This window comes from Paenibacillus sp. FSL H8-0317 (genome assembly GCF_045040685.1).
In the GTDB taxonomy this organism is placed as follows: Bacteria; Bacillota; Bacilli; order Paenibacillales; family Paenibacillaceae; genus Paenibacillus.
Map to the genome: position 1 here is coordinate 2868966 of NZ_CP150294.1, position 26431 is coordinate 2895396.

General features: G+C 47.5%; 24 protein-coding genes. 15 read left to right on the top strand and 9 right to left on the bottom strand.

Annotated elements, in window-relative coordinates:
• The first annotated feature begins 202 nt into the window (after positions 1 to 202).
• The 6 genes from dctA (at position 203) to MHB43_RS13560 (ending at position 7479) form a co-directional block, all read left to right on the top strand.
• Entirely contained in the window at positions 203 to 1558 is a 1356-nt protein-coding gene (dctA, locus tag MHB43_RS13535; RefSeq protein WP_405132112.1) for a C4-dicarboxylate transporter DctA, read from the top strand.
• A gap of 376 nt (positions 1559 to 1934) precedes the next feature.
• Complete coding sequence (treC, locus tag MHB43_RS13540) at positions 1935 to 3656, top strand: alpha,alpha-phosphotrehalase (RefSeq protein WP_405132113.1); 1722 nt, start codon at positions 1935 to 1937, stop codon at positions 3654 to 3656.
• Positions 3657 to 3684: 28 nt separating this feature from the next.
• Positions 3685 to 5703: a PTS system trehalose-specific EIIBC component gene (gene treP / locus MHB43_RS13545; protein WP_405132114.1), complete on the top strand. Its 2019-nt coding sequence runs from the start codon at positions 3685 to 3687 to the stop codon at positions 5701 to 5703.
• 229 nt (positions 5704 to 5932) lie between these two features.
• Positions 5933 to 6781, top strand: coding sequence for a chemotaxis protein (locus MHB43_RS13550; RefSeq protein WP_405132115.1), 849 nt, complete (start codon positions 5933 to 5935; stop codon positions 6779 to 6781).
• A 153-nt stretch (positions 6782 to 6934) separates the two neighbouring features.
• Positions 6935 to 7198 (top strand): YkgJ family cysteine cluster protein, encoded by a 264-nt coding sequence (locus tag MHB43_RS13555; protein ID WP_017688873.1) that lies wholly within the window; start codon positions 6935 to 6937, stop codon positions 7196 to 7198.
• Between the two features lie 77 nt (positions 7199 to 7275).
• A complete protein-coding gene (locus tag MHB43_RS13560) occupies positions 7276 to 7479 on the top strand; it encodes a hypothetical protein (RefSeq protein ID WP_405132116.1) in 204 nt (67 codons plus the stop codon).
• A 127-nt stretch (positions 7480 to 7606) separates the two neighbouring features.
• Here MHB43_RS13560 and MHB43_RS13565 read toward each other — a convergent pair whose 3' ends face one another.
• From MHB43_RS13565 to MHB43_RS13575, 3 genes are all read right to left on the bottom strand, one after another.
• Positions 7607 to 8713 carry an AbrB family transcriptional regulator gene (locus MHB43_RS13565; RefSeq protein WP_405132117.1) on the bottom strand — a complete coding sequence of 369 codons (1107 nt, stop codon included), beginning with the start codon at positions 8711 to 8713 and terminating at the stop codon, positions 7607 to 7609.
• A gap of 157 nt (positions 8714 to 8870) precedes the next feature.
• Positions 8871 to 10181: an MFS transporter gene (locus MHB43_RS13570; RefSeq protein ID WP_405132118.1), complete on the bottom strand. Its 1311-nt coding sequence runs from the start codon at positions 10179 to 10181 to the stop codon at positions 8871 to 8873.
• A 77-nt stretch (positions 10182 to 10258) separates the two neighbouring features.
• Positions 10259 to 10963, bottom strand: coding sequence for an O-methyltransferase (locus MHB43_RS13575; RefSeq protein WP_091034944.1), 705 nt, complete (start codon positions 10961 to 10963; stop codon positions 10259 to 10261).
• A gap of 138 nt (positions 10964 to 11101) precedes the next feature.
• On the opposite strand from MHB43_RS13575, the gene MHB43_RS13580 reads away from it, so the two are divergent.
• Complete coding sequence (locus MHB43_RS13580) at positions 11102 to 11998, top strand: LysR family transcriptional regulator (protein WP_405132119.1); 897 nt, start codon at positions 11102 to 11104, stop codon at positions 11996 to 11998.
• A 125-nt stretch (positions 11999 to 12123) separates the two neighbouring features.
• Here MHB43_RS13580 and MHB43_RS13585 read toward each other — a convergent pair whose 3' ends face one another.
• Positions 12124 to 12840, bottom strand: coding sequence for a YoaK family protein (locus tag MHB43_RS13585; RefSeq protein ID WP_047842669.1), 717 nt, complete (start codon positions 12838 to 12840; stop codon positions 12124 to 12126).
• A gap of 85 nt (positions 12841 to 12925) precedes the next feature.
• Positions 12926 to 13651, bottom strand: coding sequence for an alpha/beta hydrolase family protein (locus tag MHB43_RS13590; protein WP_405132120.1), 726 nt, complete (start codon positions 13649 to 13651; stop codon positions 12926 to 12928).
• 398 nt (positions 13652 to 14049) lie between these two features.
• Here MHB43_RS13590 and MHB43_RS13595 point away from each other — a divergent pair, with 398 nt between their 5' ends.
• Together MHB43_RS13595 and MHB43_RS13600 are read left to right on the top strand one after the other, a co-directional pair.
• Positions 14050 to 14793 (top strand): GTP pyrophosphokinase family protein, encoded by a 744-nt coding sequence (locus MHB43_RS13595; protein ID WP_036608962.1) that lies wholly within the window; start codon positions 14050 to 14052, stop codon positions 14791 to 14793.
• A 6-nt stretch (positions 14794 to 14799) separates the two neighbouring features.
• The gene (locus MHB43_RS13600) at positions 14800 to 16023 is read left to right on the top strand and encodes a multidrug effflux MFS transporter (RefSeq protein ID WP_405132121.1); all 1224 of its coding nucleotides are present in this window, start codon (positions 14800 to 14802) and stop codon (positions 16021 to 16023) included.
• Between the two features lie 150 nt (positions 16024 to 16173).
• Here MHB43_RS13600 and MHB43_RS13605 read toward each other — a convergent pair whose 3' ends face one another.
• Entirely contained in the window at positions 16174 to 16782 is a 609-nt protein-coding gene (locus MHB43_RS13605) for a hypothetical protein (protein WP_405132122.1), read from the bottom strand.
• Positions 16783 to 17043: 261 nt separating this feature from the next.
• On the opposite strand from MHB43_RS13605, the gene MHB43_RS13610 reads away from it, so the two are divergent.
• The 6 genes from MHB43_RS13610 (at position 17044) to MHB43_RS13635 (ending at position 25158) form a co-directional block, all read left to right on the top strand.
• Positions 17044 to 18042, top strand: a complete 999-nt coding sequence (locus MHB43_RS13610; protein ID WP_405132123.1) for an ABC transporter substrate-binding protein — start codon at positions 17044 to 17046, stop codon at positions 18040 to 18042.
• Positions 18043 to 18208: 166 nt separating this feature from the next.
• Complete coding sequence (locus tag MHB43_RS13615; RefSeq protein ID WP_221824905.1) at positions 18209 to 18829, top strand: flavin reductase family protein; 621 nt, start codon at positions 18209 to 18211, stop codon at positions 18827 to 18829.
• 229 nt (positions 18830 to 19058) lie between these two features.
• The gene (locus tag MHB43_RS13620) at positions 19059 to 20213 is read left to right on the top strand and encodes a type III polyketide synthase (RefSeq protein WP_221824904.1); all 1155 of its coding nucleotides are present in this window, start codon (positions 19059 to 19061) and stop codon (positions 20211 to 20213) included.
• A gap of 114 nt (positions 20214 to 20327) precedes the next feature.
• Entirely contained in the window at positions 20328 to 22574 is a 2247-nt protein-coding gene (locus tag MHB43_RS13625) for an MMPL family transporter (RefSeq protein ID WP_405132124.1), read from the top strand.
• 191 nt (positions 22575 to 22765) lie between these two features.
• On the top strand, positions 22766 to 23785 hold the full coding sequence (locus MHB43_RS13630) for a dienelactone hydrolase family protein (RefSeq protein ID WP_405132125.1): 1020 nt from the start codon (positions 22766 to 22768) through the stop codon (positions 23783 to 23785).
• Positions 23786 to 24042: 257 nt separating this feature from the next.
• A complete protein-coding gene (locus tag MHB43_RS13635) occupies positions 24043 to 25158 on the top strand; it encodes a rhamnogalacturonan acetylesterase (RefSeq protein WP_405132422.1) in 1116 nt (371 codons plus the stop codon).
• A gap of 133 nt (positions 25159 to 25291) precedes the next feature.
• Here the strand turns inward: MHB43_RS13635 and mnhG are convergent, their stop codons facing one another.
• The 3 genes from mnhG to MHB43_RS13650 are packed head-to-tail and all read right to left on the bottom strand — an operon-like array spanning position 25292 to position 26428.
• Positions 25292 to 25684 carry a monovalent cation/H(+) antiporter subunit G gene (gene mnhG / locus MHB43_RS13640; protein ID WP_017688856.1) on the bottom strand — a complete coding sequence of 131 codons (393 nt, stop codon included), beginning with the start codon at positions 25682 to 25684 and terminating at the stop codon, positions 25292 to 25294.
• On the bottom strand, positions 25668 to 25952 hold the full coding sequence (locus MHB43_RS13645) for a Na(+)/H(+) antiporter subunit F1 (protein ID WP_017688855.1): 285 nt from the start codon (positions 25950 to 25952) through the stop codon (positions 25668 to 25670). Before MHB43_RS13645 ends, mnhG begins: the two co-directional genes overlap by 17 nt.
• Complete coding sequence (locus tag MHB43_RS13650; RefSeq protein WP_405132126.1) at positions 25952 to 26428, bottom strand: Na+/H+ antiporter subunit E; 477 nt, start codon at positions 26426 to 26428, stop codon at positions 25952 to 25954. The genes MHB43_RS13645 and MHB43_RS13650 overlap by 1 nt, the downstream gene beginning before the upstream one ends.
• Positions 26429 to 26431: the final 3 nt, after the last annotated feature.

The following is a 26431-nucleotide window of genomic DNA, read 5'->3' on the forward strand; positions in this document are numbered from 1 at the left end:
ATGGATAAAGACGAATATCACGTCAAGATAACTGACGTGATATTCGTCTTTTTTCGGTTTCAGGTTCAATTTTCACCGATAGAGTTGGTACAAATGACAAAAACATTGAAATTCCATTGTTGAACTCCCTTTTAGAATGATATAAAAAGTTACACGGAAACCAAACGAAAATCCGAATTGACCGCAAACAGGGGGAGCGTTCATGTCATTTATGAAATCATTATTTTTTCAAATTATTGTAGCGGTAATCATCGGGATTGGCGTAGGCATCCTGTGGCCGGATCTGGGTAGCTTGCTGCAACCGCTCGGAACAGGTTTCATCAAATTGATCAAGATGATCATCGCACCACTGATTTTCATGGTGATTGTGACAGGTATTGCCAAGATCGGTGATCTGAAGTCGGTAGGGCGCATCGGACTGAAAGCCATCGTGTGGTTCGAGATTGCAACTACAGTGGCGCTGGTACTTGGATTGGGAACAGCCAATCTGCTTCGCCCCGGTGCCGGAATGAACGTGGACCCTTCAACCATAGATGCAAGCGGCATTGAAGCAAAAACCAATGGTTCCGAGTTACCGCATACGGTAGACTTTATCATGAATATTATTCCGACAAGTGTTGTAGATGCCTTTGCACAAAATGCACTTCTGCAAGTATTGCTCGTGGCCTGCCTGTTCGGGGTTGCCCTGGCAGCAACAGAGAGTAAGGCAAAAGAGAATGTACTGACGCTGATTGAGAACTTGCTCGGCATTGTGTTCCGCATCATCGGTTATATCATGAAACTCGCGCCAATTGGTGCATTTGGAGCCATGGCTTACACGGTAGGTGCCTATGGAGCTTCCACATTATCGTCCTTTGGTCTGCTGATTCTGGCCTGCTACGGGGCAGCGCTGCTTTTTCTGGTCATGCTGGCATTGGCTGCCTGGTGGATCACCGGGCTGAATTTCCTGCAATTTGTGAAATATACCCGTTCTGAAGTGATGCTGGCGATTGGAACCGGATCATCAGAAGTGGTGATGCCACGCATGATGGACAAACTAACCAAGGCGGGTTGTGATCGTGCGGTTGTGGGTCTTGTGGTGCCGACGGGGTACTCGTTTAATCTGGATGGTGCTTCAATCTATTTATCCTTGGCAACGGTTTTTGTTGCTCAGGCCGTAGGGATTGAACTGACATTGATGCAGCAGATTACGATTTTGCTGGTGTTGATGTTAAGTTCCAAAGGCATGGCAGGAGTACCTGGCTCCGCATTCTTGGCCCTGTCTGCAACGGCAGTGGCTGTCAATGCTTTTCCGGTAGCAGCGGTTGCTCTGCTGCTTGGTGCAGATCGTTTCATGGATACAATGCGTGTCTTCACCAACCTGATGGGCAACTGTGTCGCAGCATTTGTGGTGGCAAAATGGGAAGGTCTGCTGGATCAAAAGCGAATGCGTGCCGTACTCTCTGGTGAGATCAGTCCTGCTGAACTGGAAAGGGAAGAGCAAGCTGCACTATCTTTATTGAAGTTGAATATGCAGGATAAACAAGGGAAAGCCGTAGTTTCACCGGAGATGTCGTAAGAGGCGTGTCTCCGTTGTGGTGATGAAGTCAAGTGACAGCAACTTTATAATAACAATCCATTACAACAGTAAAAAAACAGTAAAATACATTTAAAAAGTTCAACCAAGTTCAACCAAAGAGACCGTCTGTTGCCCGCACCAATGGTGGGAAGAACAGACGGTTTTTTGTTGTCCCAATACAGATATCATTGGGTTCACGAACGCAGGTTCCAAAATAAATGTTACAGAGGAAAGATTTATGGGGAATGTGTAGAAGAGGCGAAGAATATACATATTATAGTTTCAACTTGTATATACATGTTTACTTATGTAATATAGATATGAAGTTAACCAAGAACATCACATAAGAGCATTACAATTTATTGGAGGCGTTAACATGAGTTCTAATAACACAACTCCGTCATCTTGGTGGAAGACATCAACGGTGTATCAGGTATATCCGAAGAGTTTTAATGATACAACTGGATCGGGTACTGGAGATATTCGTGGATTAACCGAGAAGCTTGATTATTTGCAGCATCTGGGTATCGATATTGTGTGGTTGCAGCCGGTATATGTATCCCCGCAGCATGATAATGGATATGACGTAGCGGACTATTACCGGATTAATCCGGATTATGGGACGATGGAGGATTTTGACGAACTGCTGGAAGGTCTGAAGGCTCGTGATATGAAACTGATGATTGATATCGTGGTGAATCACTCCTCGACCGATCATGAGTGGTTCCAGCAATCCCGTTCTTCCAAGAATAATCCGTATCGGGATTATTATATTTGGAAAGATCCTGCCCCGGATGGCGGTGTGCCAAACAACTGGCAATCCAAGTTCGGTGGACCTGCTTGGCAGTTCGATGAACAGACGGGACAATATTTCCTGACTTTATTTGATAAAACGCAGGCAGATCTGAATTGGGAGAATGAAGAAGTACGCAAAGCTGTACGCGATATGATTAAGTTCTGGGCGGAAAAAGGTGTGGATGGTTTCCGTATGGACGTGATTAACCTGATCTCCAAAGACCAGCGTTTCCCTGATGATGATGGCAGCGTGTCACCGGGTGATGGACGCAAATATTACACGGATGGACCGCGTGTGCATGAGTACATCACCGAGATGTACGATGAAGTATTTGGGCCTTACAACATGGTGACTGTAGGGGAGATGTCCTCCACAACACTGGAACATTGTATCCAATATTCGAACCCGACTTCCCGGGAGTTTTCGATGACGTTTAACTTCCATCACCTGAAAGTGGATTATCCGAATGGTCAGAAGTGGGAACTGATGCCGTATGATTTTGAAGCGATGAAACAGCTCTTCAGTGAGTGGCAGACAGGCATGCAGGCCGGTGGAGGTTGGAACGCGCTGTTCCTTAATAACCATGATCAGCCGCGGGCGCTATCCCGATTCGCCGATGATGGTGATTATCGTGCCGAGAGTGCGAAGATGCTTGCAACAACGATACACGGAATGCAAGGTACACCTTATGTCTACCAGGGTGAAGAGATCGGAATGCCGAATCCAGTCTGGAATGACGTTAGTGAGTTCCGCGATATCGAATCAACGAACATGTACCGCCTGCTTCAGGAAGAACGAGGTAAATCCGCTGAAGAAGCTTTCAACATTGTAAAAGAGCGTTCCCGGGACAACTCCCGCACACCGATGCAGTGGAATGGAAGTAAGAACGCCGGATTTACTACCGGAACACCTTGGCTGAAGGTGGATGAGCGGTATCCTTCGATTCACGTGGAACAGCAGCTGGCTGATCCAGATTCGATCTACTACCACTACCGCAAATTGATTGCCCTGCGTAAACAGGTTAACGTGCTGATCGACGGTCTGTATGAACGCCTGGATGATGCACACCCGGATGTATTCGCGTACGCACGGACCAATGGAAGTGAAACCCTGATTGTTGTATCCAACTTCAGTAAACGAGACGTCACGTTTTCGCTTCCAGAAGTGGTCTGGAATGATCATATTGCAGGCAAATCAGCAGAGTTACTCATAGGGAATACGGAGGCAGCCCCTGCGCTGACGCAGGAAATCTCTCTCAGTCCGTATGCATCCTATATGTGGCTTGTGCCACAACAGGACTAATCACATTTTATAAATAGGAAGTGACACTATGGCAATCGATAAAAAACAGGTTGAGGAGATCGTCCGGGCAGTCGGTGGCAAAGAGAATATTGAAGCTGCTACACACTGTGTTACACGACTCCGGTTTGCCTTGTACGATGAGAGTAAAGTAGATACTGAAAGTCTGGATCAGAATGATCTGGTTAAAGGACAGTTCTCTTCCCAAGGACAATTCCAGGTCGTTATTGGTCCTGGCCTAGTGGATAAAGTCTATGATGAGATGATTCAGATTACCGGGGGAGATCGTTCTTCCAAGGATGATGTGAAGGCGGCTGCTGGTAAAAAGCAAAATCCAATCCAGCGAGCGATTAAAACACTCTCGGATATTTTCATTCCGATCTTGCCTGCAATCATTACGGCAGGTCTTTTGCTCGGGATTAACAATATTCTGACAGGTCCAGGCATTTTCTTTGATGGAAAATCACTGGTGGATGTTTATCCAGCCTGGAAGGATCTTGCGTCCATTATTAATACGATCGCAAGTACAGCCTTCACGTTCCTGCCGGCTCTTATTGGTTGGGCAGCTGTAAAAAGGTTCGGCGGCAGTCCGCTGCTCGGGATCGTGCTGGGTCTCATTCTGGTACATCCCGATCTGCTAAGTGCATATGGTTACGCTGATGCTGTGAATAATGGCACGGTGCCAACATGGAATCTGTTCGGTTGGGAGATTGAGAAGATCGGTTATCAAGGGCAGGTTCTGCCAGTACTGGTATCGGCCTATCTGCTTGCAAAGATGGAGATTTTCCTGAACAAAAGGGTGCATGATTCGATCAAACTGCTGGTCGTTGCACCAGTTACGTTGCTGATTACCGGATTCCTGGCATTTACGATTATTGGACCGGTTACATTTGCTATTGCAAATGCAATTACATCCGGCTTGATCTATGTATACGATTCATACGCGGCGCTGGGTGGTCTGATCTACGGTGGTCTGTACGCTTTGCTCGTTATCACCGGTATGCATCACACGTTCCTCGCGGTGGATGTTCAGCTTATTGGTAGTCAGGGCGGTACGTTCCTGTGGCCGATGCTGGCATTGTCCAATATCGCACAGGGTTCGGCGGCACTTGCGATGATGCTTGTCCTGCGTGAGAAGAAAATGAGAGGACTTGCGGCAACGTCCTCGGTATCGGCCTTCCTCGGGGTAACTGAGCCGGCGATCTTCGGCGTGAATATCCGTTACCGTTATCCGTTTATCTTTGGTATGGTTGGTTCCGCAATTGGTGGTGTGCTGCTGACGATGAATAATGTTCAGGCAACCTCCATCGGTGTAGGTGGCGTACCGGGATTCCTGTCGATTTTCCCTAACAAATGGGGTGTCTTCTTCATCGGCATGGCGATTGTCCTGATTGTACCGTTTGTACTGACTGTCCTTTTTGGCAGAGCCAAACTGAGAAAAGAAGATCGGAGTGCAAGCAATGAAACCGTTAATGAGCCTAAAGCGGCTACATCACAGTCTGCTTCAGGAGTAAGTTCTTCGACTACAGATACAGACTCGAACCAGCGTACACGTCGTGCGGATCAAGTAGGGAATGAAGCGGTGAATACACTGGAAATCATGGCGCCATTAACAGGCCAGGCCGTGTCACTGGAGCAAGTACCTGATCCAGCTTTTGCGGAGAAACAAATGGGTGAGGGTGTAGCAATTGAGCCCTCCGGCAACGTTGTTGTTGCTCCGTTTGATGCTCAGGTAGCTCATGTGATTAAGAGTAAACATGCGGTGATTCTTGAACATGCGAGTGGTTTACAGGTGCTGATCCATGTGGGGATCAATACGGTATCACTCAAGGGTGAAGGTTTCAATATGCATGTCGAAGCTGGCGAGCATGTAAAAGCTGGACAAAAGCTGCTGGAGTTTGATCGTAAGGTAATTGAAGATGCGGGATACCCGCTGATTACACCGATTATCATTCCAGATGGTCAGGATATGGTTGAACGGGTGGAAGTCACGACAGGTGATGTTATATCTAATCAAAATGGTGTGTTGAAGGTTCATCTGAAAGGTTAATTGAATACAACAACAAAAAGGGGCTGCGTGATGTGCAGTTCCTTTTTTGTTGTGAGATCGTTATTTTCATGACGATCATGGTAAACTGTATATAAAATGGAAGAATCACATTTTTAAAATAATGGTGGTTGGAAAGGTTCTTCTGACAAAGCAAGCTTCAGGCATGTTCGAGTCGTGGAATTCATATGGTGGAGAAAGAGATCCTAGTCAATCGATGAGGAGGAGAGCCATGACACGTATTGCGGTGATGGTCATTCATGGGCTGGGTATGCGGAAGGATGGGTACGCGGACAAGCTGATTGCTTGTTTGCATAAGGAATTGGACATGGTGATGGTCTTGCCTGGCGCCTCCAAACAGATGCTCGATATCGAACCTGTATATTGGGCGGATGTATTTGAGGAGCGGGAAGAGGCGCTCTTTCAACAGCTCGTCAGCTCTCAGGGATTGAACTTTCAGGCGTTGCGCCGATTTGTCATCCACTACCTGGCTGATGCGGTTGCTTATCAACCGGTGGAAAATCAAGGCCATAACTACGATGCCGTACATCGAACGTTGAATCAGGCGATGCATACCCTTGCACAGCGTAATGGACCGGAAGCTCCGCTCTGTGTGGTTGCCCATAGTTTGGGTGCCGTAATCGCCAGTAACTTCTTCTACGATCTGCAATATCCCTCCAGTCGTGTGCCTGAGGTTGTGGATGTGAACTCGGCTCTGGAGCGGGGGGACACGCTGACCCATTTTTACTCGTTTGGTACAACCCTGCCCTTATGGAGTTTGCGTTACCATGACTTTAGTTGCCCAATTCAGGTGCCCTCTTCCCATGTGAATCAGTATTATGCCGGGCTGGAAGGGGAGTGGGTGAACTTCTACGATCGGGACGATATTCTGGGTTATCCGTTACGCCCCATTGATCCTGCTTATGAGAAAGCGGTCAAAGAAGACATTGAAGTGAACTCTGGCGGCGTGGCTATGAGTTGGAATCCGCTAAGTCATGGGGGGTATTTTTCCAATCGAAGTATGAATCGGAGAATGGCTCAGGGGCTGGCTCGAACCTGGACCTGGATAAATCGCTCATAATATCAGAGGTAGTTCAAAAAGTCCGCTTTTAATTACGAAGGATGCCTAATGGCATCATCAGCATCGAAGATGGAATTCATTCCATCTTCTTGGTACTGAAAACCAGTCTTTTTGAACACGTACTATAAGTATTAAAATTAGGAGGGAATATGTATGGAATGCAGGACAGGCTGTGCCGCATGTTGTATCGCGATTTCCATATCATCACCGATACCGGGCATGGCTCATGGCAAGCCGGCAGGTGTACGTTGTGTGCAGCTTACCGATGATAATCGCTGCGGAATTTTTGGCCAAAAAGATCGTCCTGCGGTATGCAGTGGATTGCAAGCTGAGGAAGAGATGTGTGGTAGCACCGATCAGGAAGCATTTGATATTCTAACCTGGTTGGAGCAAGAAACTGCACCAAAGGTAATATGAGTAGGTTGTTTTGATGAATTGGGATAATTATACTTAATAGGGAAGAAGGTTGATTAGAGAAAGGAGACGCGAATACAATGGGGCTTATTAAACGTTTTGTATTGGTTGTAGTGAATATGATCGGAGAGTTATGGATGGGGTTTTACCGACGTAACTCGGATTATTATGACCATCAGACTTCGGAGTCCAAAAGTAAGATTGGCTATTATGCATTTATTATTGGGGCAACAGTTGTTACGGTAGGCATTGTGGGCTGGATGTACAACCGAATTTATTCATAATTAGTCATTATGCTTAAAATTGAATGAGGCCAAATGCTGAAGTAGAGTGTGTACAAATAAAAGAGAGTATCCGCAGGATGGACATCAAATGGATACTCTCTTTGTCATGGGATCAGACAAGATATGATCATTGAAGTGAGGGCTCTGCTTTCTTTTCTTTTAACATATGTACAAGAATCATCTTCAGTACGGAAGAGACGATAAAAAAGATAAACAGGATGCGGAACAATTGATATCCGGATACAACCGAAAGATCGGCATTGACTTCATGTGCCATGATACTCATCTGATCCATCCCGCCAGGGGCCATACTGAGTAGTGAGGTTGCCGCGGAGAGGGAGAACACATTCATTAATAGATAACTCAATCCAAGCGCACCAACAATGAGCAGTACACTACTCATCACCGCTAGCGTGACTGTCTGTGTCTTGCGTTGCAACTGTTCCGGCTTGAGCATCAGTCCAACGTGACTGCCAATCATCAATTGCGATACGTTTAAGAGAGAGGTTGGCAGACTTGGCGTGTGCATCGTTGTACTTAATTGAACGACACTCATGACAATCATGGGACCCAGCATAAAGGCCGTCGGAAATCGGAGTTTGCGTGCAACCCATGCACCCGCTACACAGAGCGGAGCATAGACAAGAATCTCGGGGAAAAGGGAACCCCACGTCGCAACGTCAATGAACGGATGATCCAAACCGCCACCTGCGATACCTCCAATCCACGGACTGAACAGCAGGAACGGAACACAGAAGACAATCATGATCAGCCGAGTCACCTGCAAAAAGGTAACCAGCGTCAGATTGATGGATTTCATCTCTTCTGCAAGGGACACCATCTGGGACAGTCCTCCTGGAATGCTGCCAACCAGCAGGGAGGGGAAGTCAAAGTCGGTTATCTTTGAAGCGATGTAGGCCGTAATTACACACAATCCGATTAACAGCAAGGTCATCAGAAGCATCATGGGAAGTTGTTGCAAAATGCCATGCAGGGCCTCTTTTGTTAAGGTGAGTCCAATCGAATAACCAACAATCAGTATGCCATAGTCCCGAATGGAGGCAGGCCACATGAGCGGCCATTTGGCGACTTGGGAGCCAAGCAGCATAAATACCATTGGCCCGAGCAACCACGGGATCGGTGTATGAATAACTGTGAACAGCAATCCGCCAAGAACAGAGACACCCAGACTAAGAAAAAACCGAAAGACAACGTTGGAACCAAGCTTGCGCATCAGTTCCACCCGTTTAGCCTACGGGTTGAATGAGGTGGTATGAGATTCAGGTATGCATTCAGGTTTAATGAAGGATTCATGTTCATGTGTGATCACTCCTGATGATGAGATACGTTGCGTTATCTGCGGAACAACCAGACTGCTTCTGTTCAACTCATTAAGATCCTGCAAGAGCCGTAGCGGAAGGTTTGGGTTCTCTGAACATTACATAGTACATCAGTGATGAAATAACGTATAGACAGCCTGTGATGCTGAAAGTGATCGCATAACCCCAATACGTTCCGTACGTGGTGACCAGATAGGATTGAACGGGTCCCATGGTCGCCCATCCAATCATGAACGAGGTCTGCATCAGTGAATTGGCAATGCCGCGGCGTTTGTCCGAGATCCGATCCACCAGTATCGCTGAATGAATGGGATTGGCTGCGTTCATTAATGCTTGTCTGAATAAGAAACTGAGCGAAGCGATGAACAACAGATTGGTGAAGCCTGTTAATAGAAGGAAGGGTAGCGACATGACCTGGAAAATGACAACGGCTCTTACGCTTCCGACCTTTGCCGCCAAGGTAGGACCAATCAGCATGGATACAATCGTCATAATCTGACCAAGTGCAATTAGTAAGCTCATGCCGCTCAGAGAAACCGAGAAGCGATTGGTGAAATACAGATTCAGATACGGTACAACCAGTCCGGAACCTAATCCAATTAACAACTGAGTCACTATAAACTGACCAATCAGTCGGGAATCTTTTTTCTTCGTGATCGAATCGTCCGTGCTTGGGGTATTCGTTGAACTTTCTTTTAGATCCGCATTGGGTTGAAGAACGGGTTCCGCCGGAATCGTGGTCTGCGGAGCAGCCTTGCCTTCGGTTACAAATAACAGTGGAATAAATGCAGCTAGTGTTGCTGCACCACCGACAAATAAAACCGTCTGCAATCCGGTCACCTTGGCGAGTCCTGCCGTATGTAACAAATCTGCGAATACGCCGCCACCCAGGCTACCAAGAACCTGGGAAGCGAGCACAAGAGATGAATAATAACTGAACATCTTCAGCCGCTGGCTTTTCTTGACGTTTTCCGCCAGATAAGGAATGGCCAGTACTTGGAACACCCCAGCGAAAAGGCCAGAGAATACCGCGAACCAGATCAGCCCTGTAGCCGAATAATCGAAGGAGCGTCCGATCAGAAAGATTCCGCTGAATAACGCCCCGGTAATGAGTAATCGCTTGCGGCTGAACAGATCACCGCATAGACCGATAGGAACAAACATAATGGCTGTTGCGAGTGATTGAATACTTACAATCTGGCCGTTCATTGTATCATTATAGCCCAGACCCTGAATGTACAGATTGTACAAGACAGAGAACATGCCATTTCCGATCTGATACAGAATGCTAGCCAGGAAAAACAGTTGAATATTGCGGGACCAGCCGCGAATTTCATCATTAATATGTTGTAAAACTCTCAAGTGGTTCCCCCCAGTCTGCCTGTGCAGTGATTCCAGTTTAACAGGAAAGGGGAATTTGCGGAAGAATTGACCACTGTTTATTTTGGTTCAGGGGCATCAATCACACGAGCAATGACGAATCCATCGTAACCTTTACTACCGACCGTTTGCAGTGCTGTAGCTTCAAGCCGAGGGTGATCCGCGATCAACTGCAGGAATGATCGAACGCCTTGAACTCTGGGGTCTGTGCTGTCTGTGCGGATCACTTCACCGTCCCTGACGATATTATCACCAATAATAAGACTCCCCGGCCGAGTCAGTCGCAGGGCCCATCTCAGATAATCGGGATTACTCGGTTTGTCAGCATCGATGAAGATCATATCAAACGGTTCTCTGTATTCTTCCTGAACATCGGGAAGGGTGGTTAGGGCAGGACCAACTCTCAGGTCAACCTTGTGCATCAGTCCTGCTCGTGTGAGATTGGCTCGGGCCAAGTCTGCATGGTGTGATTCCGATTCCAGTGAGACGATGCGTCCGTGTTCAGGCAGCGCTCTTGCCATCCAGATGGTACTGTATCCACCCAATGTGCCGATTTCAAGTACACGGGATGCACCTTGGATTTGCAGCAGGAGCTGAAGTAACTTTCCTTGATTTGGTGTTACGTCATGAGCAGGGAGTCCAGCTTCGGCATTGCTTTGCAGTGTATGTTCCAGCAGGGAATCTGATGGAATCAGCAGATCGTTCATGTAGTCGTCGACTTGAGTCCAGGTATGCTGTAGGTTGGTCGTATTTATATTTTTCATGTTTACATGTTCCTTTCCTTGTTCCTTGTATTGGATTTCATATTTCAACTATAAATGGAGTAGATGTATAAATAAAATATATATTATGTATGTTAATATAACTTTAGATTATGTAATTGACGTGGAAGAGGTGTAAACATGAATCTGCATGGATTACGATTATTTCATGCCATCGTGAGATATGGCGGGGTCACTCGTGCCGCAGAGGAACTAAATATTAGTCAGCCAGCAGTATCTTCTCAGGTGAAGAAGTTTGAACGTGAATTGGGAATCCAGCTTTTTGTTTCGGAGGGAAGAAGACTGGTGCTTACGGATGCGGGGATACAGTTAACAGGTTATGCGGAACGTCTGTTCATGCTGGAGCAGGATGTCGAGAATTTTGTGCAGGATTTTCGGGAGGGCAAGAAAGGACTGATCCGTCTTACGGCAACCTACTTGCCTTCGAATTTTCTGCTGCCGGGCTGGATTGCGCGGTTTAAGCAAATGCACGAGGATGTGGAGATTGTTGTGAGCACAACCAACACCCGGATGGCTTTTGACCAATTACTTCGTTATGAGGCAGAGATTGCAGTGTATGGTGGAAGTGGCATTACACATGCAGGTGTCCAATGGGATGAATTGTTTGACGATGAGATGTGGTTTGTTGTGCACCCTGACCATCTGTATGCGGGAAAAGAAATCGAGCTGCATGAGATGATGGCAGAACCGTTTATCATGCGCGAAGAAGGCAGTGCTACACGTGAGCGACTCGTTTCCCTTTGCACAACAAATAACCTGGCCGCTCCCCGCATTGCGCTTCAGTTCAACGGGCTGAACGAAACGATTAGTGCGGTGAAGGCAGGTTATGGGGCCAACTTTATATCTTCTTTGGTTGTGAACGAGGATGTGCAGCAAGGCAGGCTGGCACGTGTGTACGTTCGAGGTGTACAGCTGAGAAATACGGTTGCCGTATGTAGACGAGCCGGGGAGGTACTATCACCTGCTGCACAGCATCTGGTCAAGCTTATCCGCCAAGAAGCTGCTTTGATGAAATAAATAGCGTGATTGTACTTAAAATAACTTAAAGTCCATGTTCAAAAAGACCAGTTTTCAGTATCCTAAAGTGGATTTTTGCACAGCCTCTTGAATGGACAGATTGCTTCTTCTACTATTAACTTTTATTAACTTTCGCTTTGTTGTGAAGTTCCCCATGCATGTAATCGGGCGTATAGGGTTACGCCGCCAATGATCAGGACAGGAATCCAGACTGCAATCATGGGCACACGGTGGAATAACAATGCGGCTGCAATGACGCCGATCAAATAGATGACAACAGCACCTGCACGAAGGTAGGAGTCTGTAGACAAGGCTTTGGTTAACGATCGGATATTGGCATGTCGCAGCTTTTTGAGAATGTTCACGGTATCCTCGACCACAGCGGCCAAATTATTGGTGAGCACGGTTGTTGAGATGCCAGCAATGCCAATGCGGCGTGCCGCAGTTGTTTGCATCCCCATTGCAACGGCTAGGATGACAATTAACAGATAGGACAGTTGTTCTGAAAATGGACTAATCATGGCGATCGCGAACAGCAGGAGCAATATGCTTTCAACAGTAAATACAGCTGTGACCTTAGAAGACCAGCCATTTTTGGTCTGCACAGGTCCAACCATATGTGCTGCAATGGCATTGCCGGCAATAAAACCGATGAGAGCAAGCAATGACCGCAGCACGACAAATTCCTGAGCACGGGCAATGGCAATACCGAGCAGTACAATATTTCCCGTCATATTGGCTGTGAGCACATGCCCCAGTCCCAGATATCCGATCAGGTCCACCATTCCGGCAGACATACAGAGAAGCAACATGGCGTATTTTTGGAGGGTGCTTTGATTCATCCTATCCGTCCTTTCAAAAAACGTAGCCCCTCCAGTATACAGCCATAACCCATGCATCTTCAAAATGAAATTCATCGCGCAAGACTTAAGGTGCAGCGAGCCAATCAAACATATTGTTCACTGCTGACTGATGTATTTGCTCGTGAAAATGATGATCCTGCCCGCCATAAGCGTGAAATGTGACGTCTGCACCTCGTCGCTTAAGCCAGTGATACATTCGGGTTCCGTGACTATAATTCACTTGTGTATCTGATGTACCATGCATGATTAGCACGGGACAAGATAGTTTGTTCGCTTTTGACAAGGGAGAACGGGCGAGATAAGCTTCCGGAACTGCGCGTGGGGAGCCACCCAGCACCCGTTTCAATGTGCGCCTCAGGTCGGTTCGCTCATGGTAAGTGCGTTCCACATCGGCGACACCGCTCCAAAGAACTAACTTATGTACTCTGTCCGGTCCCTCATTATAGGCAGTTGCGGTATGTACAGCATTAATGGCTCCACGGGAGAACCCCATTAACGATATCCGAGTGGGGTCGACAAAGGGTAAACGCTGCATCAACCGGTAAGCGGCATGCACATCTTCGGCATCTCTTCCGCCATACTCGTCACGCCCCTCACCGCCTTCGTTGCCACGATAGGATGGAGCGAACACGATATAACCTTTATGTACAAATTGCTCAAGCCAAACGGTATTTACCCCACCATAGCTGCCAAGTCCGCCGCGACAATAGATCAGCACAGGCCACTGTTCCGTTATGTTATTCGTATCATGCATTGTTGCAGCAGGGTAATGGCTGGCGAGCGGTTGCAAATGTAGAGACTTATGTATGGAAGCGAATTCCGGAAAGGCAGAGGAGACAGAGCCGGAATGAGAAGTTTCATATGTCGTGATATCAGGTAATGAACAACCTTGTGGCAGGTATAAATAAGCTTTAACCCGAAGTGTATCGGATGAATACGTCACTTGATAGAGCAGGAAAATCCACCTCTTTTATTAATAATTGCGGGCCAAATGACAGGGATGTTTCTATAGGATGCGCGTAAAATAAGTTCCCATACCTTCCAGGCTGAATCGCCAGCCCAAATGTGAGAAATTCGTTTATTGGCTCCATATGATTTATAATGGTTCAGGAGACATGTGGATTGACCGCTTGTTCTCATATTCATAAAACTAATTTTAGTGTGCAGAAAGAAAGGGAGAAAGCCATGATGAACGCTCCACATCCAATCGATCAATTCAAGAAATTCAAATATGAAATTACCAGATTTATGATGATCTATAAATTTGCTCTGGATCAAATGGAGACCAAGATTGAAGTCCTGAAGGAAGAATTCCAGTCTCTGCATGATTACAGTCCAATTGAGCATACAAAGTCCAGACTGAAATCACCTGAGAGCATTATGAACAAGATGTTTCGCAAAAATCATGAGTTAACGTTTGAGAGCATCAAGCAAAATATCAAGGATATCGCCGGGGTACGGATTACATGTTCCTTTATCTCGGATATCTATCGTATTAAGGATATGCTGTGCAACCAGAGTGATCTGCGTGTACTGGAGGTCAAAGACTACATCGAGAATCCAAAGCCAAACGGCTACCAAAGCCTTCACCTTCTGGTGGAAGTGCCTGTGTACATGTCCAATGGTGAGGAACGAGCATGTGTGGAGATCCAGATCCGTACAATCGCGATGGATTTCTGGGCGAGTCTGGAGCATAAGATTTTTTATAAATACAATAAGGATGTTCCCGAGCATTTGACGAGAGAGTTAAAGAGTGCGGCAGATTCGGCAAATGCGCTGGATCAACAGATGGAGCGACTTCACCGGGAAATACAGGAGATTAAGGACGCGGATAACGAGCGGGATGAAGAAGAACTGCGCCGTATTATTATTAACAATCAGCAGTTCACACTGCCGTCTAACTTGCTCAAGCTGTTGGGTAGCGGGGAGTAGTATTTGATGAGAAGTACAACAGCTTCATTGAACACAAACTCCACATCTCGTGTACGGATGGCTTTAATTCTGGGGACATTGTCGGCCTTCGGGCCGTTGTCCCTGGATATGTATTTACCCGCATTGCCCACGCTGGCTGATGAGTTTGGTTCATCTACTTCGTATGCTCAACTCAGTCTGACGGCGTGTATGATTGGACTTGCAGTTGGACAGTTGCTTGCCGGACCTCTAAGTGATGTACGTGGTCGGCGAACACCGCTCATTGCAGGGCTTGTGCTCTATACGATAGCCTCCATACTATGCCTGGTCAGCCCCACGATGGGCTCTTTTGTTGTGCTGCGGTTCATTCAGGGTGTAGCTGGAGCGGCAGGGATTGTCATCTCGCGCGCAATCGTCAGAGACGTATATTCGGGCCCGGAACTGACACGGTTCTTCTCTCTGTTAATGCTGATAAATGGCGTAGCCCCGATTGCTGCACCAATCATTGGTGGACAATTGTTGACGTATACGTCGTGGCGCGGCGTATTTATTTTACTCAGCCTCATCGGAGTACTGACGCTGTTGGCTGTCATTTTCGGTCTCGGGGAGACACTGCCTTCCAACCGCAGATCAAGCGGGGGACTGAAGCAGACATTAATAACGTTTCGCCAAATCGCAGGGGATCGTCAGTTTATGGGTTATGCGTTGACCCAGGGTTTCGTAGCGGCTGGCATGTTTGCCTACATATCCGGTTCACCGTTTGTGCTTCAGAAGATATACGGGGTATCCCCGCAAATGTTCAGTGTATGCTTCGCCATTAACGGGTTAGGCATTATTCTGGCCAGTCAGGTTGCTGGCAGACTTGCAGGTAAGGTATCTGAAACCCGGCTGTTAATCGCGGGGCTGCTAACCGCGGCGCTCGGAGGAACTTCACTGCTCATCGCCATTCTGGCCGGAGGTAATCTGATCTCTGTGCTGATTCCGTTATTTCTGGTGGTATCCAGTGTTGGGTTGGTCAATACCGCGTCCTTCGCCTTGGCGATGGCCAATCAGGAGAAATCGGCAGGCAGTGCGTCTGCACTTATTGGTGTGATGACGTTCCTATTCGGAGGTATTGTCGCTCCCCTCGTAGGTCTCGGAGGAGAAGGAACAGCTGTGCCAATGGGAATCGTTATTGCGTGTGCTGATCTCGGTGCCTTGGTGATTTACTTCCTAATGGTCAGTAGAGGCAGGAAGCGCCAGTACAATTAAGTATTGAGTTAAATGCACTGATTCTGCACAACCTTGTGTTTATGGAGTCTTAATAGTGTAAAGTGACTTTGGGTTAAAAGAACGAAAAAGAGCCTTATTTGGAAGGAATCATGCTTCCAAATGAGGCTCTTGCTGTAGGTAAGAACAGGTTTAGCAGAGCGCAAACAAAATCTGTGTATTGGACAGTATACCTGGCGTGAGGAATGGATAGAAGTACCCCACCACAAAACCAAACAGATTAATTGCAGGCCACATCAGGTAGACATCATTGTATGTGAAGACAAGGGACCACCGGTTATAGCAAAAGTTGGGCAGCGCACGTTCTTCGTTCTCTCGAGGTGCCGCTGCACCAGTCTGTGCAAATTGCACAGCTTGAGTGAGACTTTGCGGCTGTTGCTGGAGGAAGAGCGGGAGCAGACCCGGGCTGCTTTTGATCAGGTTATACAGAAAAAGCATCTCTGCCGGAGGCTGACCTACCGGACGAGGATAGGCACTAAGCAGGGTGGGCAGGTTGCCTTGAGTCAGTTGCGCAGGTACACCCGGTGCTGTACCCGGGATTGTACCTGGAATGCCTCCGGGGATATACGGACCGGGTACTCCGCCTGGAATGTATGGAGGATAGGAGCCTTGACCGCCAGGAATACCCGGAAACGTCGTACCACCCGGGGTGCCGCCACCGCCACCTCCTGGGAACAGTGGAGGCAATTGAAAGGAACGGTCTTCTCCATAACTTAGATAAGGGTTATATTCGTAATACATGTACAGAACATCCTTCCTGTCGTCGTATTCTGCATTCAGCATATGGCGGCATCTGCCTATATGTGAGTGCCGTCAGAAGATTTTATATGATCAACTCGTCGCATAATCGGATTGACAATTGAACTGATAACAATTATCATTGTCAATGAAATCGGACAAATGTACATACGGATATTATATGTATCAATATTTTTGAACATTAAAATCTGTCACAATAACGCCGAATAAGGTTTTTATAATGAAATGAGAGGGGTTAACAAATTGCTTAAGAAAAATAGAAAGATGATCATACTTCTGATTACGGTGATGGTTATGTCCATCTGGTTGGCCGCGTGTGGTACAAAAACGGCTGAGAACGGAGCAGCAGGAGAGAGCGATACAACAACGGAGACAGAGACACAAACAGAATCCGCTACAGAGCGCACATTAACAGATGCAATGGGACACGAGGTTACCATCCCGGCTAATCCGGAGCGCATCATCGCCTCTTATCTGGAAGACCATCTTGTTACACTCGGTGTTAAGCCAGCAGCACAATGGGCCATCAACAACGGCAGTGGTTTGCAGGATTATCTGCAAACCGATCTGAATGGCATACCTGGTATTGCAAGTGATCTACCTTTTGAAGCCATGGCCAGTTTCTCACCAGACCTGATTATTATGGGTTCTGAAAGTACAGTTGAAGGGGAGAAATACGAACAGTACAACAAAATTGCCCCTACTTATGTACTCGGAGATGAGGTCAACAAGGACTCGCGTCAGGCTCTGCTCAAGATCGGCGAGCTTCTGAACAAATCGGATGTAGCGCAGAAGGCGCTTGACGATTATGATGCCAAGGCAAAGGAAATCAAAGAAAAAGTAACTGCTGTTACTGGAGGAACAAAGTCGGCCGCAGCGTTGTGGTTGTTCAATAACAAGTTTTATGTTGTAAGCAACAATGTTTCCAGTGGTGAAGTGATGTACAACGAACTTGGACTTGCAGAGCCTAATGTTGTGAAGGAAGCATCTGCGAAGGCAACGGGTAACTGGTCTGAGATTTCATTGGAGAAGATCGCGGAAATGGACGCAGACTATCTATTCCTGGTGAACAGTGACAAGGGAGCAGGCTCAGAAGCGCTGAAAGATGCCGTATGGCAGAGCATTCCTGCTGTAAAGACAGGTAATGTCTTTGAATTCACCCGGTCCAGTAGCTGGTTGTACAGCGGAGTTCAAGCGAACCTTCAAATTATGGAAGACATTCAGAACAGCATTGTTAAATAAGAAATAGTCGGTATGAAAAAACATGTTCCTACTTCCTGGTGCAATCGCACCAGGGAGTTTTTTTGTTAATTCAGCATTTTACGTTATATAATAAATATGAGTGTGTTATCGTGTCCTGAAGTGAAATTGACATTTGCTTCACGAGCATGGAAGGGGATATTTACATATGTATACATTGGATCCACGTGAAATAACGGGAAGAGACAACTATAAACTGATGAGTGGTTCGGTGGTACCACGTCCAATTGCTTTTGTGACGACTCGTTCAGATGAGAATGGTGTAATTAATGCGGCGCCGTTTAGTTTCTTTAATGTGGTTAGTTCGGACCCGCCGCTGTTATCCATATCCATTGCACGTAAAGACGGTATCATGAAAGATACTGCACGTAATGTGCTTGCTCATCAAGAACTGGTCGTGCATATCTGTGATGAAGCAATCATAACAGAAGTCAATGAAACAGCAGCCATACTGGAACCCCACGAAAGTGAGCTTGAGCGGACAAAACTTACTACAGTGCCAAGTACCAAGGTTGCTGTGCCAGGAATTCAGGAAGCACTCATTCGGATGGAGTGTGAGCTGTATCAACACATTCCCATCACGAATGATGAGGGCAAACCCGCGAGCGACTTGCTGCTGGTACGTATTGTACAGTATCATTTCAGCGAACAAGTCTATAATCCTGATAAGGGCTATATCCTGATGGATCATTTGAAACCAGTCAGCCGACTGGCGGGTAATGATTATGCCAAGCTTGGGGAGAGATTCACGATAATTCGACCTGAATAGTTCTTACAGACCGAATTTGTAATATATGAATGGGTTCAATCCGGAAGCAAAGGCGGACAGCACGTGCGAAACTCGCATATGTTGTCCGCCTTTGCTTGTTAATATGAACATAAACAGGACAGGGAGTGAATAGACTTGTACTATATCCTGCATGTCATATGAACCTATTTTATATATAGGTTGTTTAAAAAGCCTGCTTTTGAACACGTACTATAAGGGGGTTAAGCCGATGAACCAGCTTGAGGCAAATACTGGGGCAAGTATTATGGGAATAGGAACGGCATGGCCTGCCCACCGTATTGAGCAAAAGGATGTGTCTGCCCGTCTCGCGCAAGCGCTGGAACATGAGCCGGATGCGAGAAGGTGGGCCAAACGGATCTTTAATCAGTGCGGTGTGGAGACTCGTTATACGTGTGAACCGAATCTGCTTGAGCCTGTTGATTCTTGTCGATATTTACCCTTTACCAATGCGGGTGAGGTTCCGACTACATCCGAGCGTATGGGCAAATACAAAGCCGCTGCTGTTCCACTTGGTCTCGCGGCGGCCGGACAGGCCCTTCAGGATGCAGACGTAATCTCCTCGGAAATTACACATCTCATTACGGTGAGTTGCACGGGGCAATTCCTGCCCGGACTTGATGTTCGGCTGATCCAGCAGCTTGAACTGTCACCGCAGATCAACCGGATTCCACTGGTGTTTCAAGGATGTGCAGCCGGTCTGAAGGCGATCCAACTGGCGAATTCAATCGTAACGACAGATCAGAAAGCTACGGTTCTCATCGTGTGTGTGGAACTATGCACACTTCACTTTCAGCCATCTGCCAAACGGGACGACCTGTATGCCGCATCGTTTTTCGGAGACGGAGCCTCTGCCTGTGTTATTGGTGCATCCGGAACAGACCGCCATGAATGTTTTCGATTAGGTCGTGGGCACTCAACGCTGCTCCCGGATTGTGCAGAAGAAATGATCTGGGAAGTGGGCAATACAGGCTTTGATCTCTACCTGTCACCACAGATTCCGAAGCTGCTTGGTTTGCATCTCGGCCCAGAGGTAGAACGGTTGCTGGAGGGGAGCGGTTTCCCGCAAATATGGGCAATCCATCCGGGAGGCAGAGGTATCGTGGATGCCGTTCAGAAGTTGTATCAGTTGACAGATGAGCAGGTCTCATACAGCCGAAACATCCTGCGGGATTATGGCAACCTGTCGTCCGTGACGATTCTTTTTGTTCTTCAAGCCATCCGCGAGGATTACAGACAGAAGGAAGAGCATTCCAGTGGGATAGCGCTGGCCTTTGGCCCGGGACTGACAGCAGAGTTACTTCCTTTTACATACATCCCTGCCCCCATAGCGAACAGAACACCTGTGAATCATGGCATCCAATAGTTCACGAACCCGAGTGAAGGAGATATACACCGCAAGTGTATGAATGTACTTATGATCTTACCCTTACCGATGAATGTAATCGAATGACTAATCTGATCGCAGAGGAGCTTAGGTATGGGTTATCGCAGACTTGCTGCCTTCATCAGCCGATATCCGCGGTTCATTATTCTCTGCTGGGTATTTATCATCGGGATGTCAGCGGTCTGGGCGTGGAAGTTACCTGACATTGTTCAGGATCACGGATTAAAACGGGTTCACGGGGATGCGCAAGCAGTTGAAGCTGTTCTGGAGGACGAATTCGGATCTCCTGCTGATCCGGTTATTCTGGTGTTTGAGAAAAAGGAAAATACCTCGCCGTTACAGTTCCGGCAGTGGATCAAGGATCGTTTGACACAGGTTCAAGTGTTGCCTGCGGTAACCTCTATCACATCCCCTCTGGATGTTAGTGAAAGAGTGACGCTTCAAGACCATAGGGCATATGCCCTTGTGAAAATGGATGTGCCCGCGCATCAGATGGGTCCCCCACTGGAGCAGCTACGCGCCGTGCTGGCAACAGACGGTCCAGGTACGGTGCAATTGACGGGGAAGGCAGTCGTGCAGCAGGATGTCAATCATCTGAGCTTTCGTGATCTGGAACGGGCAGAGATGGTGGGCCTACCGATTGCCCTGATCGTTTTGTGTTTTGCATTCAGGGGGCTATATGCCGCGTTGATTGCTGTCATGATGGGGATCAGTGCTGTGATTACTGCGATGGGAGTCACGTCACTTCTTGGTTATCATCTGGAATTGTCCAACTTTATCATTAATGTGATTCCCATGGTGGGCATGGCACTGAGTATAGACTTTGCCCTGATCATCCTGAGCAGGTACAGGGAAGAACTTCAGCACGTCTACGAAGATGAAGGCAAAGCTAACGTTACGGGCAGCAGCCTGGATATGCAGAGCGAGGTTTTGCGGAGCGAGATTCTTCAGCGAACATTGCGTACAGCAGGCAGAGCAGTGTTGTTCTCGGCAGCTTGCGTGCTCCTTGGGCTATTGGGTCTGCTCTGGATCAGACTGCCAATGTTTCTAAGTGTATCATTGGGGGCCATTATTGTTCTGCTCCTGTCGCTACTGTTAAATGTTACGCTGCTGCCAGCTCTCCTATCACTGTCTGCGGATCGGGTATTCAGGCGAAAGTTAGTCCATTGGTTACCCAGACGCTCGGTATGGCATAGATGGTCAGCAATGGTCATGAAACGACCCGTCAGTATGGCCATTGGAGGTACGGTTGTGCTTCTCCTGTGTGTTTATCCAGTAACCCAGCTGGAACTGTCCGTCCCGGATGCCTCTTCACTGCCAGAGAGAATGGACTCCCGCCAGGCAGCAGAGCAGTTGCAACATGATTTGGGGCAAAAGAATACCTCCACCATCGAGATCGTGATTGGCGGACAGCGGGAACTGTTGACTGCCTCTCACTGGCATTTGGCCCACCACAAAGCCCGTCAACTACTGCAGGACTCAAGCGTATTGAGCATTGTTTCACCATGGGGCCTATTACAGCCGAATCAAAACGGTTCGCAAAGCCTTTTTCAAATTCCATCGTCGGCGCTAACTCCTTCCATAGAAGGCAAGGAGTCAACCAGGACGGCATGGCTGCGTTCAACGGTCTCTGATCACTCGATTCGATTGATAGCCACGGTGCACGGGGAGCCTGGTTCGGAACAGGTTGCAGACTTGCTGGAACGAATGAGGAATAGCGATCATGCACCAGGTTTCAATAACGTAAAACTACGTTATGGTGGGGAAGCTGCCAAGCAGTATGAAATAATGCAGGAAGTCACAAGTCAACTGCCCAAAGTGCTGGTATTTGTAGTGGTCACCAATTATCTTGTGTTACTGGCGGCATTCCGATCAATGCTCATTCCAATCAAGGCAATTCTGATGAATCTGCTCAGCTTAGCCGCTTCATTTGGCATATTGGTGTGGGTGTTCAATGAAGGACATCTAGGTATGGAGCCGTCAGCCATTGCCATTATGATTCCTGTATTCATTGCAGGATTGGTGTTTGGCATATCCATGGATTATGGTGTGTTTATGCTGAGTCGTATTCAGGAAGTGTATAGACGAACCGGAGACAGTGATGTGGCTGTCCAGCAGGGATTGGCTTCCACAGGCCGTCTGGTTACCTCAGCAGCGGCAATTCTGCTTGCGGTGACTGTGCCGTTTGCTTTTGCTGAAGTCGCAGGTGTGAGGCAGTTAGGGATCGGAATCACGGCAGCGGTGTTGATTGACGTTACATTAATCCGTCTAATACTGGTACCTGCATTGATGAAATTAATGGGCAGGTGGAACTGGTGGTTGCCAGGTCAGATGAAATGAAGGGTATTTCCGTAACCTGTCTTCAGGTTGGAGATATCCTTTTTTTGGCTAGAAATCGTGTGATTCCATTCAAAACAGGCAAACATGTTCAATTCATGGGTGACCTTGATGTTCTATAATGGATGGGATTAATTCCATATAATAGTCTTATATCTACGTTATCCTACGAAAAACAGGAGGGACACAGGCCCATGTCTGATATTGAAGCCTATCTGCAACAACAAACGAATCTTCGTGGTCGTTCTGCGTATCATGCAGATCAACCCCTGGAGTTATGGCGCAGTCAGTTAAGTACACGTGTGAAAGAACGGCTGGGCGGTTTCCCCACGATGGCGGCCGCACTGAATCCTGTCTTACTGGAGCGCATTACATGTGACGGATATATTCGGGAGCGGATTGAAATTACGACCTATGCAGGACTTCGCATGCCTGTATATTTATTAATTCCTGATGATGGAAGCGTTACTGATACAAAGAGACCTGCTATCGTTGCTTGTCATGGGCATGGCTACGGTAGCCGAGAGATATCGGGTATGGAACCGGATGGGTTGCCACGGACAGGAGAGCCCGGATTACACAAGGACTTTGCTGTAGCTCTTGTGAAGCGTGGTTATGTGGTTGCGGCTCCAGAGCTGCTCGGATTTGGTGATCGAAGATTGGAAGAGGACCGCGATGCGCCACCAGGGGCAAGTTCCTGTACGAAGATTGCTGCGCATCTGCTCATGGTGGGGAAGACCCTCGCCGGTCATAGGGTGTATGAAACAACACGTGTATTGGATTATGTATTGACCCGGCCAGAAGTGGATTCGGAGCGAATTGGAAGCATGGGTATCTCGGGTGGTGGGTTGGTGACCGCATTTACAGCCGCGTTGGATGAACGGTTCCGGGCGACTGTAGTAAGTGGTTATGCAAGTACATTCCAGGGCAGCATACTGGATCGGAACCATTGTCTGGACAACTATGTGCCAGGTATCCTGCGTGAAGCGGAGTTGCCGGATCTCATCGGCCTGATTGTGCCTAGGCCACTTTTTGTTGAAGCCGGAAGTGATGATCAGGTGTTCCCAATCCATGCAGCGAGAGAGGCGTATGCCCGTTTGACACACATATATGAGCAGGCGGGAGCATCAGAATCACTGGATGCGGATTTCTTTACAGGTGGACATGAGATTAGCGGTGCGAAGGCTTATGACTGGCTTGATCAAGTGCTGTGAAGCTGAGGCTTATTACCATCTATATAAGTTGAACTAATCATTTACACGATAACGGAGAAGATAGAAAAAACCTGAAAAAGCGAAGCGTTCGCCTTTATCACCGGATTTTCCCTTGAGAAAAGGAAATCGAAAAATCTGGGGATAACAGCGATTGGAAGGTTATTCTGTCTTCGTAGTATATTCGAGAGGAGAATTCAGTGATGAAATGGTCAATATCAGTAAAGCTTCTGCTCTGTTTTGTTCTGTTTGGGAGTACAATGGGCATCGGTTTGGCAAGCAGTGAAGGGCAAGTCGCCGAAGCGGCAACGGACAATTACAGATTTGATTTTGGTTCGGGTGCTGTTGAGAGCGGTTACACAGGCGTGTCCGCAGGAGATGCCTATACGCCTACGAAAGGTTATGGCTTCAACACACCTGCACAGATGAGGAATGTGTCTGCCTCAGGAAGCGGGGTTAAGAGTGACGCTGTGCAGTTTCTGACTTACGGCACCAAGAGCACCAATACCTTCAATGTGAATCTGTCCAATGGCCTATATGAAGTTAAAGTGGTCCTGGGTAACACCTCCAGAGCGAGTGTAGCTGCAGAAGGTGTGTACCAGATTATTAATATGACGGGCAACGGGGCAACGGACCAATTTCAAGTTCCGGTGACTGACGGGCAATTAAACCTCCTGGTTACGGAAGGAAAGACAGGCACCGCCTTCACACTTAGTGCACTTGAAATCCGGAAGTTATCCAATCAAACCGTTACCAACCGCACGATCTACATTGGTGGTGACTCAACAGTTTGTAATTACTATCCGCTAGGTAGCAGTGTACAAGGAGGTTGGGGACAGTTGTTTCCGTCCTATGTGAACAATGCCACCTTCCAGGTTCGAAATATGGCTTCAAGTGGTCAATTTGCGAGAGGTTTCCGCGATGATGGTCAGATGGAAGCGATTCTGAAGTATATCAAGCCGGGAGATTATTTTATTTTGCAATTCGGAATTAACGATACCAATGCCAAGAACAATACAACGGAGGCGCAGTTCAAAGAGATTATGCGGGATATGGTACGTCAGGCGAAGAACAAAGGAGCAACGGTGATCCTCTCCACACCTCAGGGCCGGGCAACAGACTTTAATACAGCCAATGTACATCAAGCGGAGAACCGCTGGTACAATCAATCCACACGTGCACTCGCTCAGGAAGAGGGGGTTACCCTTGTTGAACTGAACAAGCTGAGTTCTGCCTATTTCACGTCTATTGGTCCTGCCGCAACACTTGCTCTGTATATGACAGGGGATAGTCTGCATCCGAATCGTCAAGGGGCTGCGGAGCTTGCACGTATTGTGGCTGCGGATCTGAGAAGACAGGGACTGAATGGATTCTGACTTTACTACTTAATCAGTCTGCATAATCACGGCTGATAGGATCCGTGTATGCAAAATAAAAAAATACCCCCGAGAACATGCCGTGAAACGGGCAGCTGATCCTCGGGGGTATTTGTTATGCCTAGGCTGGGGATTACTCCATCATATCCTTGGCTTCATGGTTCACTTTTTTCCCTTTTAACAAGGGTTCCAATTCATCTTGTACGCTCTGCTCCCACAGTGGTACATCAGTGCGATAGGCGGCCCGTCCGTTCAGATGTCCGGCGACCGGAGCCGTGATGAATACAAACAGGATACCTAACAACAAGCGGGCGCTGATATAGTTATCGAAATACCAGAAGTAGAAAAATGTAGCGCTTAATACACAGAACACTCCGAGTGTCATACTTTTGGTTGCGGCATGGGCACGTAGATATACATCAGGCAGACGAATAAGTCCGAATGCACTGAGTGCACTGAGTAGTGCACCGAGCAGTACGAGTAGACCTATAGCGGTTTCAGCGGCTACTTTAACGATCTCCATCATTTTTGAATACCGCCCCCCGTTCAATATAACGTGCAAATGCCACTGTACTTAAAAAAGCCAAAATGCCAATCAGCAAGATAATATCCAGATAGGCTTGGGTTTGCAGCATCATTGACAGAACGGCAACGATGGCAATCACATTTATACCGATGGTATCCAGTGCCGTGATCCGGTCAGCCATGGATGGTCCCCGAAGCACTCTGTACAAGCAACCCAGAATGGCTAAGGAGAGAATGAGCAATGAGATGAACAACAGTGAGGATAACATTAACGCGTCACCTCCATAATTGCTTTTTCGAATGTATTTTGGATATTATCTCTCATTTTCTGTTCATCCTTGATATCCAGTGCGTGAATAAACAGTTTGCGTTGGTTACCCGAGATCTCAAGCGGCAGAGAACCTGGTGTCAATGAGATGAGTAAGCAGAGCAGAGTAACTTCCCAATCCGAGGACAATTGAGTTTTATACGTAAAAATGCCGGGCCTTATATCTAACTTGGGCTTGATAATCTGGCGTATAACCTCAATGCTGGCTCGCACCAGTTCCTTGAACAGCAGTGTAATCAGTTTGAAGATAGCCCAGACTCGCACAATATAGAAGCGCTGGGGGAAAAATCTGCGCATCCCCCCGATGAGAAGCAGCCCGAGCAGGTAACCTATGAGAAAACCAACACCATTCCAGGTATTGTTCAGAAACATCCATACAAAAGCAATGATAAGATTCAGTACAATCTGAAAGGCCATAGA

Bases quoted from the DNA above. Each gene is read 5' to 3' on its own strand.
- MHB43_RS13595 (WP_036608962.1), top strand. From the start codon at position 14,050: ATGAACGCTCCACATCCAATCGATCAATTCAAGAAATTCAAATATGAA.
- MHB43_RS13625 (WP_405132124.1), top strand. From the start codon at position 20,328: ATGGGTTATCGCAGACTTGCTGCCTTCATCAGCCGATATCCGCGGTTC.
- treP (WP_405132114.1), top strand. From the start codon at position 3,685: ATGGCAATCGATAAAAAACAGGTTGAGGAGATCGTCCGGGCAGTCGGT.
- MHB43_RS13585 (WP_047842669.1), bottom strand. From the start codon at position 12,840: ATGAATCAAAGCACCCTCCAAAAATACGCCATGTTGCTTCTCTGTATG.
- MHB43_RS13645 (WP_017688855.1), bottom strand. From the start codon at position 25,952: ATGTTATCCTCACTGTTGTTCATCTCATTGCTCATTCTCTCCTTAGCC.
- MHB43_RS13560 (WP_405132116.1), top strand. From the start codon at position 7,276: ATGGGGCTTATTAAACGTTTTGTATTGGTTGTAGTGAATATGATCGGA.
- MHB43_RS13635 (WP_405132422.1), top strand. From the start codon at position 24,043: ATGGGCATCGGTTTGGCAAGCAGTGAAGGGCAAGTCGCCGAAGCGGCA.
- dctA (WP_405132112.1), top strand. From the start codon at position 203: ATGTCATTTATGAAATCATTATTTTTTCAAATTATTGTAGCGGTAATC.
- MHB43_RS13555 (WP_017688873.1), top strand. From the start codon at position 6,935: ATGGAATGCAGGACAGGCTGTGCCGCATGTTGTATCGCGATTTCCATA.
- MHB43_RS13550 (WP_405132115.1), top strand. From the start codon at position 5,933: ATGACACGTATTGCGGTGATGGTCATTCATGGGCTGGGTATGCGGAAG.
- MHB43_RS13580 (WP_405132119.1), top strand. From the start codon at position 11,102: ATGAATCTGCATGGATTACGATTATTTCATGCCATCGTGAGATATGGC.
- MHB43_RS13630 (WP_405132125.1), top strand. From the start codon at position 22,766: ATGTCTGATATTGAAGCCTATCTGCAACAACAAACGAATCTTCGTGGT.
- MHB43_RS13650 (WP_405132126.1), bottom strand. From the start codon at position 26,428: ATGGCCTTTCAGATTGTACTGAATCTTATCATTGCTTTTGTATGGATG.
- mnhG (WP_017688856.1), bottom strand. From the start codon at position 25,684: ATGATGGAGATCGTTAAAGTAGCCGCTGAAACCGCTATAGGTCTACTC.
- treC (WP_405132113.1), top strand. From the start codon at position 1,935: ATGAGTTCTAATAACACAACTCCGTCATCTTGGTGGAAGACATCAACG.
- MHB43_RS13620 (WP_221824904.1), top strand. From the start codon at position 19,059: ATGAACCAGCTTGAGGCAAATACTGGGGCAAGTATTATGGGAATAGGA.
- MHB43_RS13615 (WP_221824905.1), top strand. From the start codon at position 18,209: ATGTATACATTGGATCCACGTGAAATAACGGGAAGAGACAACTATAAA.
- MHB43_RS13605 (WP_405132122.1), bottom strand. From the start codon at position 16,782: ATGTATTACGAATATAACCCTTATCTAAGTTATGGAGAAGACCGTTCC.
- MHB43_RS13600 (WP_405132121.1), top strand. From the start codon at position 14,800: ATGAGAAGTACAACAGCTTCATTGAACACAAACTCCACATCTCGTGTA.
- MHB43_RS13565 (WP_405132117.1), bottom strand. From the start codon at position 8,713: ATGCGCAAGCTTGGTTCCAACGTTGTCTTTCGGTTTTTTCTTAGTCTG.
- MHB43_RS13575 (WP_091034944.1), bottom strand. From the start codon at position 10,963: ATGAAAAATATAAATACGACCAACCTACAGCATACCTGGACTCAAGTC.